The 19,942-nt window shown below is 40.8% G+C and carries 16 protein-coding genes; 4 read left to right on the top strand and 12 right to left on the bottom strand.

Annotated features, from left to right (window positions below):
• The first annotated feature begins 110 nt into the window (after positions 1 to 110).
• Complete coding sequence (gene olsF / locus ACYQ28_RS01750; protein WP_460052614.1) at positions 111 to 1,799, top strand: bifunctional ornithine lipid synthase OlsF; 1,689 nt, start codon at positions 111 to 113, stop codon at positions 1,797 to 1,799.
• A gap of 226 nt (positions 1,800 to 2,025) precedes the next feature.
• Entirely contained in the window at positions 2,026 to 2,556 is a 531-nt protein-coding gene (locus ACYQ28_RS01745; RefSeq protein WP_460052612.1) for a lipocalin family protein, read from the top strand.
• Positions 2,557 to 2,957: 401 nt separating this feature from the next.
• Here ACYQ28_RS01745 and ACYQ28_RS01740 read toward each other — a convergent pair whose 3' ends face one another.
• The gene (locus tag ACYQ28_RS01740) at positions 2,958 to 4,151 is read right to left on the bottom strand and encodes a cytochrome b/b6 domain-containing protein (protein ID WP_460052610.1); all 1,194 of its coding nucleotides are present in this window, start codon (positions 4,149 to 4,151) and stop codon (positions 2,958 to 2,960) included.
• A gap of 741 nt (positions 4,152 to 4,892) precedes the next feature.
• Positions 4,893 to 5,456: a YceI family protein gene (locus ACYQ28_RS01735; protein WP_460052607.1), complete on the bottom strand. Its 564-nt coding sequence runs from the start codon at positions 5,454 to 5,456 to the stop codon at positions 4,893 to 4,895.
• Between the two features lie 1,348 nt (positions 5,457 to 6,804).
• Between ACYQ28_RS01735 and ACYQ28_RS01730 the strand changes: the two genes are divergently transcribed.
• Positions 6,805 to 7,731, top strand: a complete 927-nt coding sequence (locus ACYQ28_RS01730) for a LysR family transcriptional regulator (protein WP_460052606.1) — start codon at positions 6,805 to 6,807, stop codon at positions 7,729 to 7,731.
• On the opposite strand, the gene ACYQ28_RS01725 is transcribed toward ACYQ28_RS01730, so the two are convergent.
• From ACYQ28_RS01725 to ACYQ28_RS01710, 4 genes are all read right to left on the bottom strand, one after another.
• Positions 7,732 to 8,415: an alpha/beta hydrolase gene (locus ACYQ28_RS01725; protein ID WP_460052603.1), complete on the bottom strand. Its 684-nt coding sequence runs from the start codon at positions 8,413 to 8,415 to the stop codon at positions 7,732 to 7,734.
• Between the two features lie 195 nt (positions 8,416 to 8,610).
• Positions 8,611 to 9,981 (bottom strand): nucleotide 5'-monophosphate nucleosidase PpnN, encoded by a 1,371-nt coding sequence (gene ppnN, locus ACYQ28_RS01720; RefSeq protein WP_460052601.1) that lies wholly within the window; start codon positions 9,979 to 9,981, stop codon positions 8,611 to 8,613.
• 178 nt (positions 9,982 to 10,159) lie between these two features.
• On the bottom strand, positions 10,160 to 10,732 hold the full coding sequence (locus tag ACYQ28_RS01715; RefSeq protein WP_460052599.1) for an NUDIX domain-containing protein: 573 nt from the start codon (positions 10,730 to 10,732) through the stop codon (positions 10,160 to 10,162).
• Positions 10,733 to 10,853: 121 nt separating this feature from the next.
• On the bottom strand, positions 10,854 to 11,450 hold the full coding sequence (locus ACYQ28_RS01710) for a uracil-DNA glycosylase family protein (RefSeq protein ID WP_460052596.1): 597 nt from the start codon (positions 11,448 to 11,450) through the stop codon (positions 10,854 to 10,856).
• A 1,920-nt stretch (positions 11,451 to 13,370) separates the two neighbouring features.
• Here ACYQ28_RS01710 and ACYQ28_RS01705 point away from each other — a divergent pair.
• On the top strand, positions 13,371 to 14,054 hold the full coding sequence (locus tag ACYQ28_RS01705) for a cupin domain-containing protein (protein ID WP_460047623.1): 684 nt from the start codon (positions 13,371 to 13,373) through the stop codon (positions 14,052 to 14,054).
• Positions 14,055 to 14,207: 153 nt separating this feature from the next.
• On the opposite strand, the gene ACYQ28_RS01700 is transcribed toward ACYQ28_RS01705, so the two are convergent.
• The 6 genes from ACYQ28_RS01700 to panD all read right to left on the bottom strand — a co-directional run bounded on the left by ACYQ28_RS01700 (position 14,208) and on the right by panD (position 19,908).
• The gene (locus ACYQ28_RS01700; protein ID WP_460047622.1) at positions 14,208 to 14,996 is read right to left on the bottom strand and encodes a hypothetical protein; all 789 of its coding nucleotides are present in this window, start codon (positions 14,994 to 14,996) and stop codon (positions 14,208 to 14,210) included.
• Between the two features lie 82 nt (positions 14,997 to 15,078).
• Positions 15,079 to 15,999, bottom strand: a complete 921-nt coding sequence (locus ACYQ28_RS01695) for a hypothetical protein (RefSeq protein WP_460047620.1) — start codon at positions 15,997 to 15,999, stop codon at positions 15,079 to 15,081.
• Between the two features lie 71 nt (positions 16,000 to 16,070).
• On the bottom strand, positions 16,071 to 16,313 hold the full coding sequence (locus ACYQ28_RS01690; protein ID WP_460047619.1) for a hypothetical protein: 243 nt from the start codon (positions 16,311 to 16,313) through the stop codon (positions 16,071 to 16,073).
• Positions 16,314 to 16,386: 73 nt separating this feature from the next.
• Positions 16,387 to 16,965 (bottom strand): DNA endonuclease SmrA, encoded by a 579-nt coding sequence (gene smrA, locus ACYQ28_RS01685; RefSeq protein ID WP_460047635.1) that lies wholly within the window; start codon positions 16,963 to 16,965, stop codon positions 16,387 to 16,389.
• Between the two features lie 312 nt (positions 16,966 to 17,277).
• Complete coding sequence (gene acs / locus ACYQ28_RS01680) at positions 17,278 to 19,215, bottom strand: acetate--CoA ligase (protein WP_460047617.1); 1,938 nt, start codon at positions 19,213 to 19,215, stop codon at positions 17,278 to 17,280.
• Between the two features lie 312 nt (positions 19,216 to 19,527).
• A complete protein-coding gene (panD, locus tag ACYQ28_RS01675; protein ID WP_460047616.1) occupies positions 19,528 to 19,908 on the bottom strand; it encodes an aspartate 1-decarboxylase in 381 nt (126 codons plus the stop codon).
• Positions 19,909 to 19,942 lie beyond the last annotated feature (34 nt).

The raw sequence follows: 19,942 nt of genomic DNA, 5'->3' as shown, positions 1-19,942 counted from the left end.
TGATGATTTATTTTTGAATCATTTTTAGTCACACAACTGACACACTCTATTCACGTTAGTGTCACGAACCGGTTCTATTCTCCGTCAATTAACGAATGACCGAGCAGAACATGATCGATATAGAAAGAGCCGCCAACAACCAAATTCCGATGTTTGCCCAGCAACCCGAGATTTTGAAAAAGCCTGCTTTATCGCTGCTTCGCAAGCTCACCCACGAACAAGAGGTCAATCAATTTCTGCTCAGCCATAAAGAGCTGGGGGCGATTGATTTTATCGACCAAGTCTTTGACTATTTCAACATTACCTACCGAGTTTCTGCGAGAGATCGACGTAACATTCCGGCTCAAGGACGAGTGCTGATTATCGCCAATCACCCAATCGGCTCCATGGATGGCTTGGCCATTTTAAGCTTAATATTAGAAGTGCGCCGCGATGTGAAAATTGTCGCCGATGATTTTTTAGCGGGAATCGAGAACATCGCCTCTTACGTAATAATCTCGAACAATCAAAAAGAGTCTTCAGTACAAATCAAAAAAGCGCTGGAACAAGATCAAGCGGTGATTTTATTCCCTGCTCATCGCGTGTCTAAATCAAGACCCGGTGTTAAAGATTCTCGTTGGAAACCGTCGTTATTGAATTACGCTCGCACTGCCGAAGCGCCCATTCTGCCGGTGTTTATGCAAGCCAAAAATTCGCTGCTCTTAAAGTCGGCCCAACTGTTGTTAAAACCCTTGGCAGAAATTTTAGTTACGCGCAAAATTTACGATAAGCGCCCAAGTGTTATTGAATTTCGTATCGGTGAAGCTATCGATAGCCATGCGCTGCACAGCCCACAGCTTAACGACCGAGCGCTTCTCACTCGGTTGCGTAAACATCTGTACAAGTTAAAGCGTGATTACAAGCCGCAATTTGAAACCGTAAAAACCATCGCTCATCCCGAAGATCGCAGCGATCTAAAAGCCGAGTTGAAAAAAGCGCTGTTATTAGGCGAAACCCGTGATCAGAACTCGATTTTCTTAGCCAACTACGAACAACAAGCCTTAATGCGTGAAATTGGTCGGTTACGGGAATTCACCTTTCGCAAAGTGGGCGAAGGCACGGGTTCACGCAGAGATCTCGATAAATTCGACTGCGACTACGATCATTTGATTCTGTGGAATCACGATCAGCTCGAAATTGCTGGCAGTTACCGAATTGGTAACACCAAAGAAATTAGCGAACACAAAGGCAGCAAAGGCTTATACACATCCTCGTTGTTTGAATTTAGTGAGCACTTTGAAAAATTACTGTCGCAATCCATGGAATTAGGACGCAGCTTTGTGCACCCCAAATACTGGGGCAAAAATAGCTTAGATTACTTGTGGCAAGGCATTGGCGCTTACATTCGCCACAACCCAGATATTCGCTACGTATTTGGCCCGGTTACCATGAGCGCCACCTATTCTAAGGAATTAACCGAAGAATTGGTGTTTTATTACGAGCACTATTACGGCAGCGAACAAGTTTTGGCGACAGGAAAAATGCCGTTTATTATTCGCCCTGCAACCAAAACTCAGTTGCTTAAAAAATACCAAGGCCACGACAAAGAATCTGGCATTAAATTACTTCAGCAGGCTTTTAGCGACCAAAACTGCAAAATGCCAGTGCTGTTTCGACAATACGCCTCTTTGTACGAAGACGGCGGCTTTAAGCTGCTAGCGTTTAATGTGGACCCAGATTTCTCTGATTGCATTGATGGCTTGTTTATCGCCGATCTACACACGCTAAAAGAAGCGAAACGCAAACGCTATATCGGTTAACACAATCCCTCCTCAAAGACTTCAACGAGTAATCGTTTGGAGTCTTTTTGCCTCGCTAAATATCTCGTCTTAAATACCCTACTTTGTACACTTCCTAGATTTCTACCAGCACCCCAGTGAATATAGGAACTTCTGATTAATTTCCTATAATGATCTCAAGGGCTAGGCTTTAGCGTACACAGGCAAGCACTTCTCTATTTGAGGTCATGCAAGCAAGGATTTTTTCATGAAAACACGATTATCACGCTTTTTATTCACCGCACTGCTGGCAGCATTACTCAGTAGCTGTACCAACGTTCCTGAAAATGTTGTTCCGGTTAAAAACTTTAACGTCGATCGATATCTCGGAAAATGGTACGAAATCGCCCGACTTGATCATCCCTTCGAACGAGGCTTAGAAAAGATCCACGCCCAATACAGTCTTCGCGACGACGGCGGCATTAATGTCACCAATCGCGGTTTTAATGTTAAAGATCAAGAGTGGGACGAAGCCTTAGGCAAAGCCTATTTTGTTAAAGACAGCAACATAGGTTTTTTAAAAGTATCTTTTTTCGGGCCTTTTTACAGTTCGTACATCATTGCGTATTTAGACGATGACTACCAAACCGCATTGATTTCTGGGTCGAAAAAAAACTATTTTTGGATTCTATCGAGAACACCGAATATCGATGATGCAAAACTAAAATCACTTATCAGTCGCGGTAAAGAATTGGGATTTAAAACGGATGAACTGATCTTTGTTCGCCACGAATTATAAAAGCATAGAAGTTGAAGTACAGAAACGAAGTGAAAACTCTGATTAACCTAGAATCTGCTAAGACGCAGCAAGGATCGCTAATTTCAAGAGCTGTGAGTGATTGAGCGTGTGAAAAAATTAGAAACGTCAATTTTGTCACTGCGATTAATTCAAGGATAAGTTAATCAGAAGCTCCTACAAAAAACCCAAGTACTCACGCACTTGGGTTTTTAAATAAACAATAGGAAACTCTGATTAACCTAGAGTTTCTCGCGACACAAGGATGTGTCGCCAATTTCAAGAACGGTAAGTGATTGAAATTGTGAAGAAATTGGAAATCGCATTTTCAATTTCTGTCCTCTGATTAAATCATGGGTGAGTTAATCAGAGGTTCCAATAAGTTAATCAAAGTTTGTAAAAAGCTATTCGGCCTTTGGCGTTAATACCAAATCAACATTCACGTTTACCGCAAAGCCAATGGTTTCATCTTCTGCCCAAGATCCCGAGCCAATGCCAAACTGCGTACGATCAACAACCGCATCACCTTTCAAAGCAACTTGATTCTCATTGACGGGCTGCCATGTAAAGTTAAGATCCACAGGTTGCTTCATACCTTTTAAATCCAACTCACCTTTGGCAACAAAACCGTTTTCGGTTTTCTCAAAGTTAGATGCCGTGTAGTAGGCGTACGCATATTTTTTGTAACCAAACCACTGCAAACCCGCTAAAGAACCGTCCCAATCACTGTTAAACGTTGTTACCGAAGTAGCATCAATCACCACATCAAACGACGATTCCTGTAGATTATTAGGATCAAAATACAGGTTAGCGGTAAAGGTTTTAAATTCACCGTTAAAAGGCTCACCAGAATAAGCACCCACAAATTCTAACTTGCTGCTGTCGGCAACATTTACCCACGCAGGCAATGCACTGTTTACCACGGTAGCTTCACGAATCTCAGGTGCAGTCACGGCTGCGTCATCTTCGAAATCATCTTCACCACCACCGGATAACGCAAGTTTAACCGTAGGCACTAAGAGCGCTGCAAAAATTACCACAACCACTACCAAGCTCAGCAACGATTTACCCGGTAAAATTCTCGGTAAAACATTTAGATTGTGTTTACGCTTGTGAATACCAATCATGGCCACATGGCCCACAATCAATACGGCTAATGCATAAAAGAAAAAGCCATGAGCCGCCTCTGCGGGTTCTTTTAAAGCTTCACCGAGTGGTAACAAAGGAACAGAGAATAAATTCATCCAAGCAAAAGGATAATTAGCCGCAGACGTTAAAGCCCATCCCGAAAGCGGAACCAAAATCATCACAACATAGATTAACCAATGGCCGTGACTTGCTGCCTTAGCTTGTTTTTCGGTTAAGCCATCTTCTACTTTGGGATTGGTCAGCTTCCACAGTAAGCGCAAAATCACCAAAACCAGAACGGTTATACCAACCGACTTATGAAAAACAAACATAGAAATCTTAGCCGAAGACATACCCATTTCTTCCGCCATTTTACCCATCACAATGGCCAAGAAGATTAAAATTGCAATCAACCAATGGAGAATTTGTGCAACAAGGCCATAACTGTAATTTGTGTTTTTAATTTGCATTAAACTACCACCTGTTTCGAAAAATCACATTTTTCTAAATTTAATTTTGCTAAAATTTACTACGTTAGTCGGCAGTATCAAAGTGAAACTTTCCATAAACGCACTTAAACATCGTTCGAGCAGAGACATTGAGAATCGTTATCGTAAAAGAAGCCGTGATTAACCTAGAATTACCAGCGATACAAGAATGACTTAACCAGAGACGTTTCTTAACTACGCTTGCGACACAAATACGAAAGATTTCTCCGAACAACTGCACCTGAGAAGCTCAACAACCGCGGAAATCAAACAACATCAAAACCTCAACTAAATAAAGACCGTTTTGAACCCATAAACTCACAGGCTTTTTGTTGCCAGGTTTTATAAAAAGTGTATTTGAATAATTAATTACCGAATTACTTTTTTGCGATTTAGCTTGAAGAAAAATTGTTTTTAATCAAGTTTTAAAGGTTGAAAAAAGCGAAAAAAACTAAGAATCAGCGAACATAGAGACCGCCGCAAAGAATTTAATGACCGTAAAAGCCAGACTGATTGATCAAAATTGCCATCGACACCCTAAGGCCCGGTCTAGGACAATTACGATAACCAATTGAAATTATGACGAAATTGGAAATGACATTTTCAATTTCTATGTTTCGATTAAAACTTCAATCAGCAAATCGGCGATCGACTGAAGAAATAAAAAAGCCGCCTTTTTAAGGCGGCTATAAGCTTAGGTTGCTTTGGAAAATCTACTACGGATTATAGCTTGTCGCCTTCAACTTCAATGCGTAGATCAACCTCAGCACTTACACCAGGTGCATAGGTGTCCATACCAAACTCAGTACGGTCGAACACACCAGTGGCAGAGAAACCAGCTTTCTCTTTACCGCCGAACGCTTCGCCTGCTTTGTTAAAGGTTACTTTCAAAGTAACGGGCTTGGTGGTACCTAACAAAGTGAAGTCACCGGTAACGTCCATGGTTTTGTCGCCAGTTTTGGTTACTTTGGTGCTTTTGAAGGTTGCGGTTGGGAATTTTTCAGCATTGAAGAAATCTGCGCTCTTCATGTGCTCGTTCCACTTTGGGTTGTTAGCAAAGTCGATGCTGTCGGTTTTGATGGTTACATCTACTTTAGACTTTTCAATATTTTTCTCGTCAAAAGAGAAGCTACCGTCGAAATCGGTGAACTGGCCAGTTGAGTTACTGAAACCAAGGTGACTTACAGAGAAAAATACCATGGTGTGAGAAGCGTCAATTTTGTAGTCTGCGGCAAATGCAGGAATCGATGCGGCTAAAAGTGCAGCTGTAGCGAATAATTTTTTCATGTTCATCTCCAAAATTTATAGTGTTGTAATGCAGATTAAAGAACTCGCCCGTTTGATAGGTAAGCTCTCTAAGAATTCAAATAATTAAACTTTCTCTACGTCGTTAAAGATCTGTAAAAGAAATTCTTCTGTAATGGTTTTCCCGTTAATGTATAGACAAGGTCACCAAAGACAATTGTGCAATTTGTCAAAGTTTGTTCGTCGTTTGGCTTAATTTCTTCGTCAAATATATTGATCGAAGATTAGTACATTTAAACAGCGTTAAGTTCGGCGTTATTTTTTTCGAGTTCAAAATCATTGTTTGATTTACTGAAACGCCAAGCATCAACAAACAGAGACGAACAAAATTCAAATAACCTTGTAAGCACCTATTTTCGGTTGACAACATTAGCGATGAAAATAGATTTAGCAAATTCAAAAATTTAGACAAAGCCTGTGAAACAGCGATATTCTTGAGCAAAAATTCAAGCTTTTTGCCGCTATAAAATCAAAACAACAAGTAATGCTATAGCTCTGATAACTATTTTAAAAATGAGAGGCACGTCACGCAAATTCACCTCGAAATTTATGAGGTAATTTACGGGACTAAACCTCACTACGGCACTATCATGTTTATATACAAATACGAACAATAACTTATTTAAAAAAACAGCCCCAAAACTGAAAAAATATTCACGAAACGCCTTTATTTCATTCAATTAATTTGAATAATATTCCATGAATTTTTAATAGATTTTAGCTTTCTTCACCATTAATTCTTGATAAGCTATTACTAAACTGATTGGTACATTACCGTTTATATATTTTTTGCTGTTCTAGCCAGATATTAAATCGATTTCGCTAATAGAAAGACATCTACTAAGCGTTCAAAACGATTACACTGAGATCGGATGATTATTGTTAGTTTTAAGGAAATATTCCTAGATATCGATGAGAACCACATTTGAGTTGCTAATCGAGGCTACGCAGTACATTCAAAATCGTTTTTTTGATTTGGCGGTAATATAAAAATTTAAAATATGATCAACAGTTTTTGCTTGTGTTATTAATCTGATAAAAAAGATTGTATGTAACTCTTCTTTTTTAGAGAAAAAGATCAATTCGAAGACTAACAGCCTCATCGATTTAGCTGTGTATTCTTCTGAATTTTATTTTTTAAATAAATTAAGAATCTTCGTCCTCAAAAAAAGGCAATATTGTTTTATACGTTTTTTTAAGAAAGAAAACAGGCAGAGAGAATGAGACGCGAGAAGGCCTCTTCTATTTGAGGTTGATTAGTTTGTCTAAAACACGGCTATTGGCAGTAACTGCCGTAATGTTATCGTTTTAAATTCAACAAGGACGACCAATGCATTTCACTCTTCGCCAACTGCAGGTATTTTTAGCAACTGCAAAGCTCGAAAATATTACGCGCGCCGCCGAAAGTTTGTCGATGTCACAGTCGGCCGCGAGCAGCGCCTTAAAAGAACTTGAATCGCAATACGACATTCAACTGTTCGATCGCGCCGGTAAACGACTAAAACTCAATGAACTCGGTCGTATTCTTCGCCCTAAGGCCGAAGCGTTACTCGCTCAAGCCCAAGAGATGAGTACCGCATTGGCTCGGCATCAGCAGCCTGGCGCCCTAAAAGTTGGGGCAACACTCACCATTGGTAACTATTTGGCTGTTGGCCTAATGGCCAAATATATGGCCGAAGAACCCAGCGTTAAAGTTGAACTTGAAGTTGCCAATACCAAGCGAATTGTTGAACAGGTCTTACATTTTGAACTGGATCTTGGCTTGATTGAAGGTGAGTTAACACACAGTGATCTTGAAGTTGTGGAATGGATGGACGATGACCTTGTTATCTTCACTTCGCCCAAACATCCCGCCGCCCAACTGGGTACTTTAACCGACGAACAGCTAGTAAATTTACCTTGGATTGTTCGCGAAACCGGATCTGGTACTCGCCAAGGTTTTGAACGTGCCATGCACGGTTTGCTGAGTGAAATTAACGTAGTGTTAGAGTTGCAACACACCGAAGCCATTAAACGTGCCGTTGAGGCTGGCCTTGGTGTAGGTTGTTTATCTGAAATTACCTTGCGCGACGCCTTCCGCCGTGGTGATTTGGTACCTTTAAGCGCGCCGCAAAGAGATTGGTCACGCAAGTTCTATTGGATTTTGCACAAAAATAAATATCGCAGCGCCGGTGTTTCTCGCTGGCTTGATATCTGCTGCGAATACGCGGCAACACAAACAAAAATAGCAGAGTCGGCTTTAAGCTCGGTCGAATAATTAACTTTGCAAAACGCGACGCAACCAATTAGCAATATCAACGACTTCTGGTGGAGATACCGAGTGATCAATAGGATAACTCTGGTATTCGGGTTTAAAACCGAGCTCCGCCAAGTCTTTTAACGCTTTTTGCGCAAGAGATTCAGGCACAACGTTATCGTAAACACCGTGAAAAACATGTATCGGTAAATTACGATTAGCATCGTTAATCGTAATTGAATCCACTGTTGCAAAATAGCTCGATAAAATCATCAAACCCGCCAAAGGCTTTCCGTAACTCAACGCCGCCTCGTAAACGACCGCACCACCTTGAGAAAAACCCGCTAAAACAATATTTTTAGAATCCACACCGCGCGCAATTTCGCGCTCGATTAAATCGTGTGTTGCCGCAGCCGACGCACGCAGCTGATCAACATCGACCTTACGATTGAGCGTCATGGCTAAAATATCGTACCACGCCGGTATTACAAGACCATTGTTAATGGTCACCGGAATTTTCGGCGCGTGAGGAAAAATAAAACGCACGCCTAAATCTTTGGGTAAATTAAGCACCGGAACAATTGGCTCAAAGTCGTGACCACTAGCGCCTAAACCGTGTAACCAAATCACACTGGTGGTAACAGGCGCGTTAGTTTCAATTTCTATTGTTTCAAGATAAGTTTTCGCAGTTTCTTGCGCTGCCATAATTGCATCCATTAAACGCGTTCTTGTACGGGAAAATCTGAGTAAAACCTGGAGGAATTAATCAGAGTTTCCCATACAAACAACCGTGTATTACATTCTATTTAAAACACACAACCAAAGAAGTTTCTCTACTGATTATTATTCAGTAGAGTTTGCAAGAACATCCTCAAAATCTGATTAACTCATTGAATATCATCAATCAACAATTTCGTAACAGGGAACATATTGGCTGCCCGGTAATTTCATGCGTTTATTATCCACAAAACCGCGTAATAGTTTATCCAGCGGTGCCATAATGGTTTTATCACCGGATATTTTAAACGGTCCAAAATCTTTAATGGCTTTCACGCCCGAAGGCTTAACATTTCCGGCAACAATACCAGAAAACGCGCGTCGCAAATTGGCAGCCAGCTCATGCTTAGGCAAATCGGCGTGTAAATTTAATGTCGCCATATTTTCGTGATTAGCTTCAAAGGGAATTTGAAAATTGTAATCAATCGTTAACGCCCAGTTAAAATAAAACGCATCATTTTGTTTAACGCGAAAATCACGAACTTCTTCAATGCCCCTGGCCATTTCACGAGCCGCTTGTTCGGAATCACCAATAATAACCCGATATTTTTGCTGAGCTTCAATTCCTAGCGTTTGACCAATAAATTCATGCAGCTGGGTAAAATAAGACTCGGATTCTTTGGGACCAGTAAAAATTAATGGGAATGGAATATCACGATTGTTGGGATGTAATAAAATACCCAATAAATACAGAATTTCTTCGGCGGTACCTGCACCTCCGGGAAAAACAATAATACCGTGACCCACACGAACAAACGCCTCTAAACGTTTTTCGATATCCGGTAAAATAACCAATTCGTTAACGATTGGATTCGGCGCTTCGGCGGCAATAATTCCGGGCTCGGTAATTCCCAAATAACGACCATTTTGAATACGCTGTTTAGAGTGCGCAATGGTTGCACCTTTCATTGGCCCTTTCATAGCACCGGGGCCGCAACCGGTACAGACGTTTAACTTGCGCAAACCCAATTCGTGACCCACATCTTTGCTGTAGTCGTATTCGTATTCGGGAATGGAATGACCGCCCCAACACACCACCAAATTCGGTTTTTCACCAGCGTGCAAAGCCCGAGCATTGCGTAACAAATGAAAAGTGTAATCGGTAATACCAGAGCTGGTCTCTAAATCCATCCACTTGCTGTTGCGCTCGGTTTCAGAATAAAGAATATCGCGCAAGGCGCTAAAAATCATTTCACGACTTGAGGCAATCATTTCGCCATCAACAAAAGCATTGCCAGGCGCATTTTTTAACAATAAACGAATGCCACGATCTTGTTGAATAAGGTCAATATCAAAATCTTTAAAGGTTTCAAATAATGAATTCGCATCATCGCTGTTGCTGCCCGAATGCAAGATGGCTAGTGCACACTGGCGAAATAATGCGTATAAATTATGATCTGCCGTGCTACTTCTTTGTAATTGTTCAACTTCGCGCTGACTTAATAATTCCAAACTGCGTTTGGGTGAAATACTGGTGTTAACTTTTTCTGCCATAATCTTGCCTACTCTACAACTGGTTGCTTTTTTATTAACATTTAATAACGTCAAAAAAGCTTATAAATATATCATTTTTCAAAATGCTTCTATTTAGTCAGAATTATTCTATTTAATAGATACAACATATAAGAGCTAAGTTACTCGAACATTTCTTTTTTTAATATCTCTTACAATTCTAGTTGTTAAGTTCTTGTTTTTCTAACAGCGCAATTTTAAGCAAAGCAGCAACACTTAAAGAATCCGTAATTTCTCCATCCAACACTTTTTGAATGGCTTCTTTTAAAGGTATACGGATACTGGTGATATCTTCACTGTCTTCCAGCGCCGTTTCGCCAACGGTAATGCCTCGCGCAACAAACAGAAAACCTTCTTCATTGGTGACTGAATTAGACAAGTGCATACGCATCAGCGGCTGCCAATCGGTTGCCGTAAGACCAACTTCTTCTTTTAGCTCGCGTTTCGCGGTATCGAGCGGGTCTTCGCCTTTGGGAGAGCCTCCTTCGGGAATTTCCCAAGTGAATTCTTGTAATGGATAACGACTTTGGCGCACCAACCAGGTGTAGCCTTCGTCGTCGATAGCAACAACGCCAACCGCGGCGTTGTGAAAGTGAACCAGACCGTATATGCCGTCGGTGCCCGCAGGGGTTATAACCTCACTGTGGGTGACGGTGATCCAGGGATTTGAATAGACCTCTTTACGAGACTTCTCTTGCCAGCCGCCAATCTTGGCCTCGGGTTTATCTGCCATGTGCGTCGCCTTTTTATATCAACCACTGATAATAAGCAGTGTAACTCAAGCTGAGCACTAGCGCTCAGTTTAAAGCAAGGGCGGAATACGGATAAAATTTAACCTAATATCCGTTCCAACTTTAACCTAAAACATCCAAGACTTGGGCGCGTAAAGGTTCGAGTAATTCCTGTTCAAACCAAGGATTTTTTTGCAACCAAAGCTGGTTACGAGGTGAAGGATGTACCAATGGGAAATAGTTCGGTTGGAATTGTCGCCAATTTTGAACGGTCTGAGTCAAGGTCGCATTTTTAGAATAATGAGAATGATTTTTTAAATAATATTTTTGCGCGTAGCTGCCTACCAATATTTTTAATTGTAGGTTAGGTAATGCCGAAAAAATCCGCTCGTGCCACAGCGGCGCGCATTCTTTACGAGGTGGTAGATCGCCAGATTTACCGCGACCCGGATAACAAAAACCCATTGGAATCAGTGCAATTTTCGATTCGTCGTAAAAATCAGATTTATCCAACCCCAACCAAAATCGCAGGCGATCACCACTGGCATCGTCCCACGGAACACCACTGGCATGAACCTTAGTGCCGGGAGCCTGACCGATAATAACAATTTTGGCAGACTCGGCACCGCGAACCACTGGATTACAGCCAAGCGGTAAATGAGATTCACACTCTTTGCAATTGCGAACTTGCTTAAATATTTCAGCTAAAGAACAAATCATCACACAATCTTCAATATTTTTATCGACTATATATCAATAGAAACGATGACAGAAAAAGCTCGATATTAAAACAGCCTTTGTCTATCAAAATCTAGAAACAGACAATTACAGATCATTAATGAAACGATAACAATCTATAGGAACCTCTGATTAACTCATCCATGATTTAATCAGAGGACAGAAATTGAAAATGCGATTTCCAATTTCTTCACAATTTCAATCACTTACCGTTCTTGAAATTGGCGACACATCCTTGTGTCGCGAGAAACTCTAGGTTAATCAGAGTTTCCTATAACTGATTTAACGGCCATTTTGGATTTAAACTGAGAATTCCACAATGTTTGTCAGTACATTAATACCATCGTAAAACGATATTATTCAAATTTTCTGAAAAACGAGACTCTAGCGGCGTAATTAAACAAAAACGCTATACAAAAAAACCATCAATTAAAGGTAAATTATTCAACAAACTCATTGGTCATCGATAACACCAAAACCTCACAGCCACATCTTTACTAAGTTTAAAGTAAGCGACCACTACATTTAAAATATAAATACTTACGCGCGTAATATAAATGCGACCAAACTTATTTCTAATAAAATTCTAAACAATCTCACGCTATAGAATATTTGGTGACAACTTTACAAACCAAAAAAAATCGTTAACTCAGTCACAAAAAAATATAGTAGAAGAGATTAGCAATATAAAACATAAAAAAATTCGCAAAAAAGTACTCAGTTATTTTTTATTTTTGGCTCAAAAAATGTTAATTTTAATTAACATCAATAGCGTATAAATGAACTACGCAGGGCTTATAATCAAAATTATTTTGTTAAGCTAATAAAATCCACACTAAAAATAGACCAACTTAATTCCTTATAAAATCAGCATCTTAACGGTAAAAAATTTATCCACGAGACAACAACAAGAACTCTTTTTGTTAATCTAATAAACACAGAACAAAAACTGGCAAATCTGTTTAATAATTTATTAACCAAAAACTAAAACTCAAACTTATTGCGTAACCTTCTTTGCTGAGATATAAAGGTTACCAAATGCACTAACTGAACAAACATAAAACAAAATAGTGCAAATAAAACAGCAACGGGGAATTTCGAACACCTAGGATTTTCTGCGCTGCTAGAAAATGCCAGCAATTTTAATAATATTTGTCATGCGCAAAAATCTAAGATAAGCCCAAATACGGCTCAGCTTTTTATGTTAAACCGTTAAAATCACACGTCGCATTTTTAAAATTATTTAATACAAAGCATCAATTAACCTAAGGAAACTCTGATTAACTTAGAATTTCTCGCGACACAAGGATGTGTCGCCAATTTCAAGAACTGTAAGTAATTGAAATTGTGAAGAAATTGAAAATCGCATTTTCAATTTCTGTACTCTGATTAAATCATGGATGAGTTAATCAGAGGTTCCCTAAATAGATATAAGCAAAACCAGTCACACTTAAATTTTTAAAGCACGCTTTTATGTCGTAGGACCTACGAGATATTAACGCGCCAAGATAACAAACTTATAGAACGTTAAAAGATACGCCACAACTATATGCCAACAAACACTGGCAGGATCGCTATTAACTAAAATTTGCCGAATACATTTAAAGAACTAAAGAAGCTCTCATTTACCTAGAGTTTACGGCAATAAAAAATAACACTAAATTCAGGAACGACAAGTGATTGAAATTGTAAAGAAATTAGAAATCGCATTGCCAACTTCTGGATTACGATGAATACAACGAAAAAGGCCTGAGCCATTCTGAAATTTATAAAAAATACGTTATAAAAATCTCAGACAAAATCCCCAATAAATTAATGAGAAGTTCCTAGAGAATTTCCTAGAAAAGGCCCTAGAAAAATTCACGTAAAAAAATAAAACAACAAAAAAAGGAAACGGAAAGCATGAAAATCTCAAAACGTACTCTACTCGCGTTAACTACGGCCTCTTTGTTATCGTCGTTTGCAATGGCAGACAATGGCTTAGAGGTAACCTATGGACCAGAAGACGCGTTAGATGGTGAATTTATTACCGAAACCGGGCAATTATTTCAAGAAATTTTACCCGGACGGGAAGCCTACAACCTGCATCAAGCAAATCACGATTTTACACCTATTGTTCGAAGCTTGTTACCGCCTTACTACGATCTACCAGACACTGATAATATTGAAGACTCGGTAATTACCCAAAGTGAAATGGTGATTATTAATCCCGTGCCCGGTGAATATGTAAGGGTTGTAGAAGGGAAACGCCACGGTTTTTCTGAAATGACGGTTGCGCTAACTGTAACCCAACCCGGCAGTGGTGCACCGTTACACACCCACAATGTTGAAACCAGCCACACAGTAACCACCAATCACTTTGTTCGCTACCGTATTCGCGATGAAGAATTCGTGGTGCGCGGCCCATTTGTTATTAACATTCCAGCGTTAGTACCACACGCGTTTGCGAACCTTGGCAAAACACCGTTATCAATTGTATTAAGCTTTCCAACAAACGATTGGCAGGTGGATTTTCTCGATCATCCAAATGTTGAAGAATTTTTCTCTAAACCTTTATCAAAAGACGATCGTATTATTAGAAATTAATAATACAATACAGCAACCTTTTTAACACTGTGCAGAAATCGGAGAGACGGGCTCCTATTTCTGCACAATTTAAATCGCGTTAAAGGCTCACTGTATAACGGAGCTAAATAAAAAATTTAAGAAGCGGGAAAAATAACCGAGCGATCTATGCCTTCAGGATGAATAAATTCGGCAATATTCACCGCGTGATTTAATAAAAAAATCAAAAGCAACATCGCCGTGGTAATAAATTGGAGAACAAATACCGACAACAATCGCTAAAGAAGCAAACACAACAATGGGCTTACGATAAGTGGTGGCCCAGAATATTTTGTCGTTTAACTTTTTTGGTTTGAATTGTTTTAGTTCGATTAATTTATCTTTCGTTAACGGGCTTAATAGCGGCATTAATAAGCCAATTAAGGCAAAAATAAAATGTAAAAAAGTAGGCACTAAGGTGGATAGCATCATGAAATGTATCCAGAGATTATCTTGCCAGCTTTCACCGCTGTGTAAGTTTTTAAAAATAGCCGTTAGATCAAAAACAGACCCACCGGTAAAATTAAAGCTTAACTCATTGATCAAAGCAATCACTGTTACCACACCAGCAATTAACACCAACATAAAAAACAATGCTAACAACAAGTCTATAACGGCAAGGGCCACAGTTTGCCAACAAGAATCAGAGCCGTTATAGAGTTTAAATAAAAATACACGGGTAAAAACGAGAGAAATCCAGTCAAAAAAACTATTAACTACTGGTAGGACTCCAAAAAAAAGGGCAATACCAGCCCATTTAGAATTAACTTCGGCACCATGAACTTGTGCTGACAGGACTACAGCAGCAATAGAAAAAATAGCAAGAAAGCTGTACAAACCAACCCAGAAGAATTTATATCTTTTTCTATATACGCTATCAACTATGAATGTAATAACCACCGCACCCAAAAACGTCAATAACAAAGTAGAAAAACCGTGACCCCAGAAAGAATTTACTATAGCGATAGTCCCACTAAAAAAATTGATCCAACAAATCCAACCCGACCTATAAAAAAATAACTATAGATATAGCACCCACGAAAAATATAGGGCCGACAATCTCTCCAGCAAATACACCAACATATAAAATAGGGGCTACAAAAGCCAATACATTAAATATCCCTTGCAACGGATATTTAATCACATAAGCTGAAATTAATAAAAATAGAACTATAAATGCGGAAATTGAAATATTTGTAACGAAAGAACTACTTACATCTGTCATAGTAAAATAGAAAATAGCTTCTAATAAAAAAAGAGCACCAAATATATATATTTTTGATTTAACGCCATGATTGATATTGTTTTTATAAAAAATAATCCCACAAAAAAATATTATGACAAGAATCAACCAACGGTCAATTAATTGAACCTGTTGATCTAATATATTTTTCCCTGCCAGCTGACCTGAACCACCGAATAACCATGAAATCATTAGAAACAAGAGTGGGTAAACCAATGCCAATTTAAGGCACAACTCGAAGCTTTTTGAGGTAAAAGCGGACCTAGAAAAAATCCCGATGAATGGGTTTGGATTTTGTATGGCAGCAGAAAAATGAATTTTTTCTTTTGTGAGATATGTAATAAGCTTTAAAAAACGACTCAGGCTTTGGTGGTATAGCTCCCGAAATGTTCCATCTTGGAACTGCTCAACATAATCGGTATATTTAAGGTTAAGCTCGTGTTGAAATTGATCATCATTATTTATTTCATTTAATGGTGCGCGTTCATCCAGCTCTAAATAACGGCCTTTTAGAAAAATTTCTTTCGACTCTTTATAGTACTCTTTGAGCAACAAAAAAATCATTACTATTAAAACCAATGGCAAAACACCCACAAGGCCGTGTTCTAAAACTCCTTCGGGGACGCCCATAGCTTCCAGTAATGTTTGTATTAATCCTTTCTTTTCTTCAGCTTCTGCAGTCACAAAAAACATCCCTATTTTTATGTTTAAATTACGATTTCACTGTTTTTATTTTTTAAAAGCCTGCCAATAACCTACAAATATTCTTTGCTAAAATTCAGAATTTGTTCGCCAAATACATATACGGCTTTTTGTGACAAACTATCGTAAGGACCCGATATTTCAATGTAATCATTGCCCGCGTCTGCTGCTTCGTCTTCATCGTTTGACTCTGCATTAATCGCTTTTAATCTAGCCATTTCTTTTGAAAGAGATTCTAAAATATAACGTGTTTCCCAATCATTTAGGCTTACTGGTAATTCTCTAACGATTGCCACTTAAATAGTCCTTTTTAAATTAATTGGGAATTTCTGACTAACTCATCCGTAATTTATTTCAAATCAGCCAATATCACCCTCGCCTTTTTTGATGTCTTTCTAAATCATCTTGGCGTTTGCGGTCGGATTTTTTAAGCATGATGTAGGTAGCGCCGGTGCCGCCGTGGTGTTTTTGGGCGGTGTGAAAGGCTTGTACTTCGGCGAGTTGTGGTAGCCAGTGGGCGACGCAGCTTTTTAGCATGGGCGGTTGGGCGCGGCCTTCGCCTTTGCCGTGGGTGACAAGTGCGCAGCGTACTTCGTGTTGCAGGCAGTCTTGAATAAACTGGTACAGTTCGCGGCGGGCGGATTCTACGGTGTGGCGGTGCAGGTCTAGGCGTGCTTCGATGTTGTATTTGCCTAGGCGCAAATTGCGGTACACGCCGTTTTGTATGCCTGGGCGTTTAAATTCGAGAATATCCATGGGGTCGAGCATTTCGATATGCTCTTCGCTGCCGGTTAGGCCGCTGCGCTCGCTAATTTCTTCGGCAACGGCGGCCTTGCGGCGCGCTTCTACGTTGTTGGGCGCGAGAGTTTTGGTGAGGGCAACCTTGTGGTTGGTTTTGGTGTTGCGCTTTACGTCAGACATGGCCTTTTTAAAGGCGTCAAAATCCATGTTGCCGTTACCGGCTGGGTGAACAAAGTTTGAGTTAGGTGATTTGTCTGACATGTGGCACCTCTTACCAATGATATGAATGCTTTTTAGGCATTTTTTAGCAAATTTACTGCGTGTGGCGACAAGCGCCATGGTCTTTTTTATCCGATAGTTGCAAGTTTTAACACGGCCTGCGGTCATGGCAAGTGTTTTTGTACGCGAATGTGCTTGGCCGGGATTTATTCGCGATTAGCTTTATTGATTTGTGTGCAGCAGACATAAAAAAGCCCGCTATTGCGGGCTTTTTTTGCTTTAAACCAGTAAGAGGTGATCTTACTTGTTTAGGCGTGAGTCGATTAGATCGTCAACAACGCTTGGATCAGCCAAGGTTGAGGTATCGCCCAAGGCATCAATTTCGTTCGCAGCCACTTTACGCAGAATACGACGCATAATTTTACCAGAGCGAGTTTTTGGTAGACCCGGCGCCCATTGAATAAGATCTGGTTTAGCGATCGGGCCGATTTCGCGGTTACACAATGCCACCAATTCTTTCTTCAGTTCGTCGCTTGGCTCGGCACCATCGATAAGGGTTACGTAACAGTAAACGCCTTGACCTTTGATGTCGTGTGGGTAACCCACAACGGCTGCTTCGGTAACCTTCTCGTGTAATACAAGCGCGCTTTCGATTTCTGCGGTACCTAAACGGTGACCAGAAACGTTAAGCACGTCGTCTACACGGCCGGTGATCCAGTAGTAACCGTCTTCGTCGCGACGCGCACCGTCACCTGTGAAGTAGTAACCTGGGTAGGTAGAGAAGTAGGTGTCTACCAAACGTTGGTGATCGCCGTATACGGTACGGATTTGGCTCGGCCAAGACGCTTTAATACAAAGACTACCTTCGCCTGGGCCTTCAACTTCTTTGCCTTCTGCATCAAGCAATACAGGTTGTACACCAAAGAATGGCTTGGTTGCAGAGCCTGGTTTAAGTGCGGTCGCACCCGGTAATGGGGTAAGCATGTGCGCACCGGTTTCGGTTTGCCACCAGGTATCAACAATTGGGCAACGCTCGTCACCAACTACGCGGAAGTACCATTCCCAAGCTTCTGGGTTAATTGGCTCGCCCACGGTACCTAAAATACGTAGGCTTGCGCGTGAACATTTTTTCACCGGTTCTTCACCAGAGCCCATCAATGCACGAATTAAGGTGGGTGCAGTGTAGAAACTGGCAACGTTGTATTTGTCGATGATTTCCCAGCAGCGGCTTACGTCTGGGTAGGTTGGTACGCCTTCGTACATAACCGAGGTAGCACCGTTACACAATGGGCCGTAAACGATGTAGCTGTGGCCGGTAACCCAACCCACGTCAGCGGTACACCAGTAAACTTCACCTTCTTGGTAATCGAATACAACCTTGTGCGTAAACGCTGCTTGTAGAAGGTAACCTGCGGTGGTGTGCAATACGCCTTTTGGCTTGCCAGTAGAACCCGAGGTATACAGGATAAACAACGGATCTTCTGCACCCATAACTTCTGGTTCACAGGTATCTGGTTGCTCGGCTACAGCGGTGCGGTAATCAATGTCGCGACCTTCAACCATAAGGGTGTCGGTATCGGTATGTTTAACAACAACAACGGTGTGAACGCTAGGACAGCTTTTTAGAGCGGTATCAACGTTAACTTTAAGAGGGACTTTTTTACCGCCACGAAGACCTTCGTTAGAGGTAATAACCACTTGGCAATCACTGTCGCTGATGCGATCTTTTAGTGCGTCTGGTGAGAAGCCACCAAATACGATTGAGTGAACAGCACCGATACGAGCACACGCCAACATAGCGTAGGCGGCTTCTAAAATCATCGGTAGGTAAATACAAACGCGGTCGCCTTTTTTAACGCCTTTTGCACGTAGCAAGTTCGCTAACTTACATACTTCAGTATGAAGTTCAGAATATGTGACTTGTTTGCTTGAACTTGGGTGGTCGCCTTCCCACAAAAACGCTACTTGGTCAGCGCGCTCTGGCAAGTGACGATCGATACAGTTGTAGGATACGTTTAGGGTTGCGCCTTCAAACCAGCTTGCGTCACCTTTGAGGAAATCGAATTCACACACGGTTTTCCAAGGGCTGTAGAAGGTTAGGTATTTTTCCGCTTGTTCGGCCCAGAATCCGTTAGGGTCGTCTACAGAGCGCTGATAGTCTTTTTCGTAGGTTTCTGCGTCTATATGGCATTTCTCCGCAATATACGGAAATACCGGCCGTGTAGTGGATTCAGTCATGATTATTTAACTCCAGGATCGATAGTTGTTATAAGTTGATATTGCCGAGCGCTAATTAAAGAAAATCGCAAATTGATTGGAAAAGATCAAGCACGCAGAAGTGACAAAAACAGCTGTTTTAGCTGCACGTTCACCGATATTTGCGACTTTCGATGGAAATTTTCCTAAGCTGTTAGAACCGCAATCGAGACCAATCTTGGTTGGCTTTTCGATTAAAATTCTGGGCTTAAGCGCATGCCCTAGAAAACAAAAATGTGATTTGGCGACAAAGTTGGCAGCCGTTGAAACAATGTTGTTACGGCTGCCCACGATTTAGGCGACCTGCATTGGAATGGTGTTAGTGCTGCGCTCTACCTTGTTGGTTTCTGTTAGGTAGACAAGCTTTGGCTTAAAGCTATCGGCTTCGGCTTCGGTCATTTGAACGTAAGCACCAATGATTACGCGATCACCGACTTGAACTTTACGCGCTGCTGCACCATTCATGGAAATGGTTCCAGAACCAGGCTCGGCCAAGATGACATAGGTGGTAAAACGCTCACCGTTGTTTACGTTGTAGATGTCGATCTGTTCGAACTCACGAAGACCCGCAAGCCTTACTAAATCAGCATCGATTGCGCAGGAGCCGTCGTACCAAAGTTCGGCCTGAGTGACGCAAGCCATGTGTAGCTTGCCTTTGAGCAAGGTTACATTCATTACCAAATTACCTCTTAAGAGCGGTAGTGTCGCC

This window comes from Sessilibacter sp. MAH1, assembly GCF_054658315.1.
This window is presented reverse-complemented; position numbering and strand designations above follow the sequence as displayed.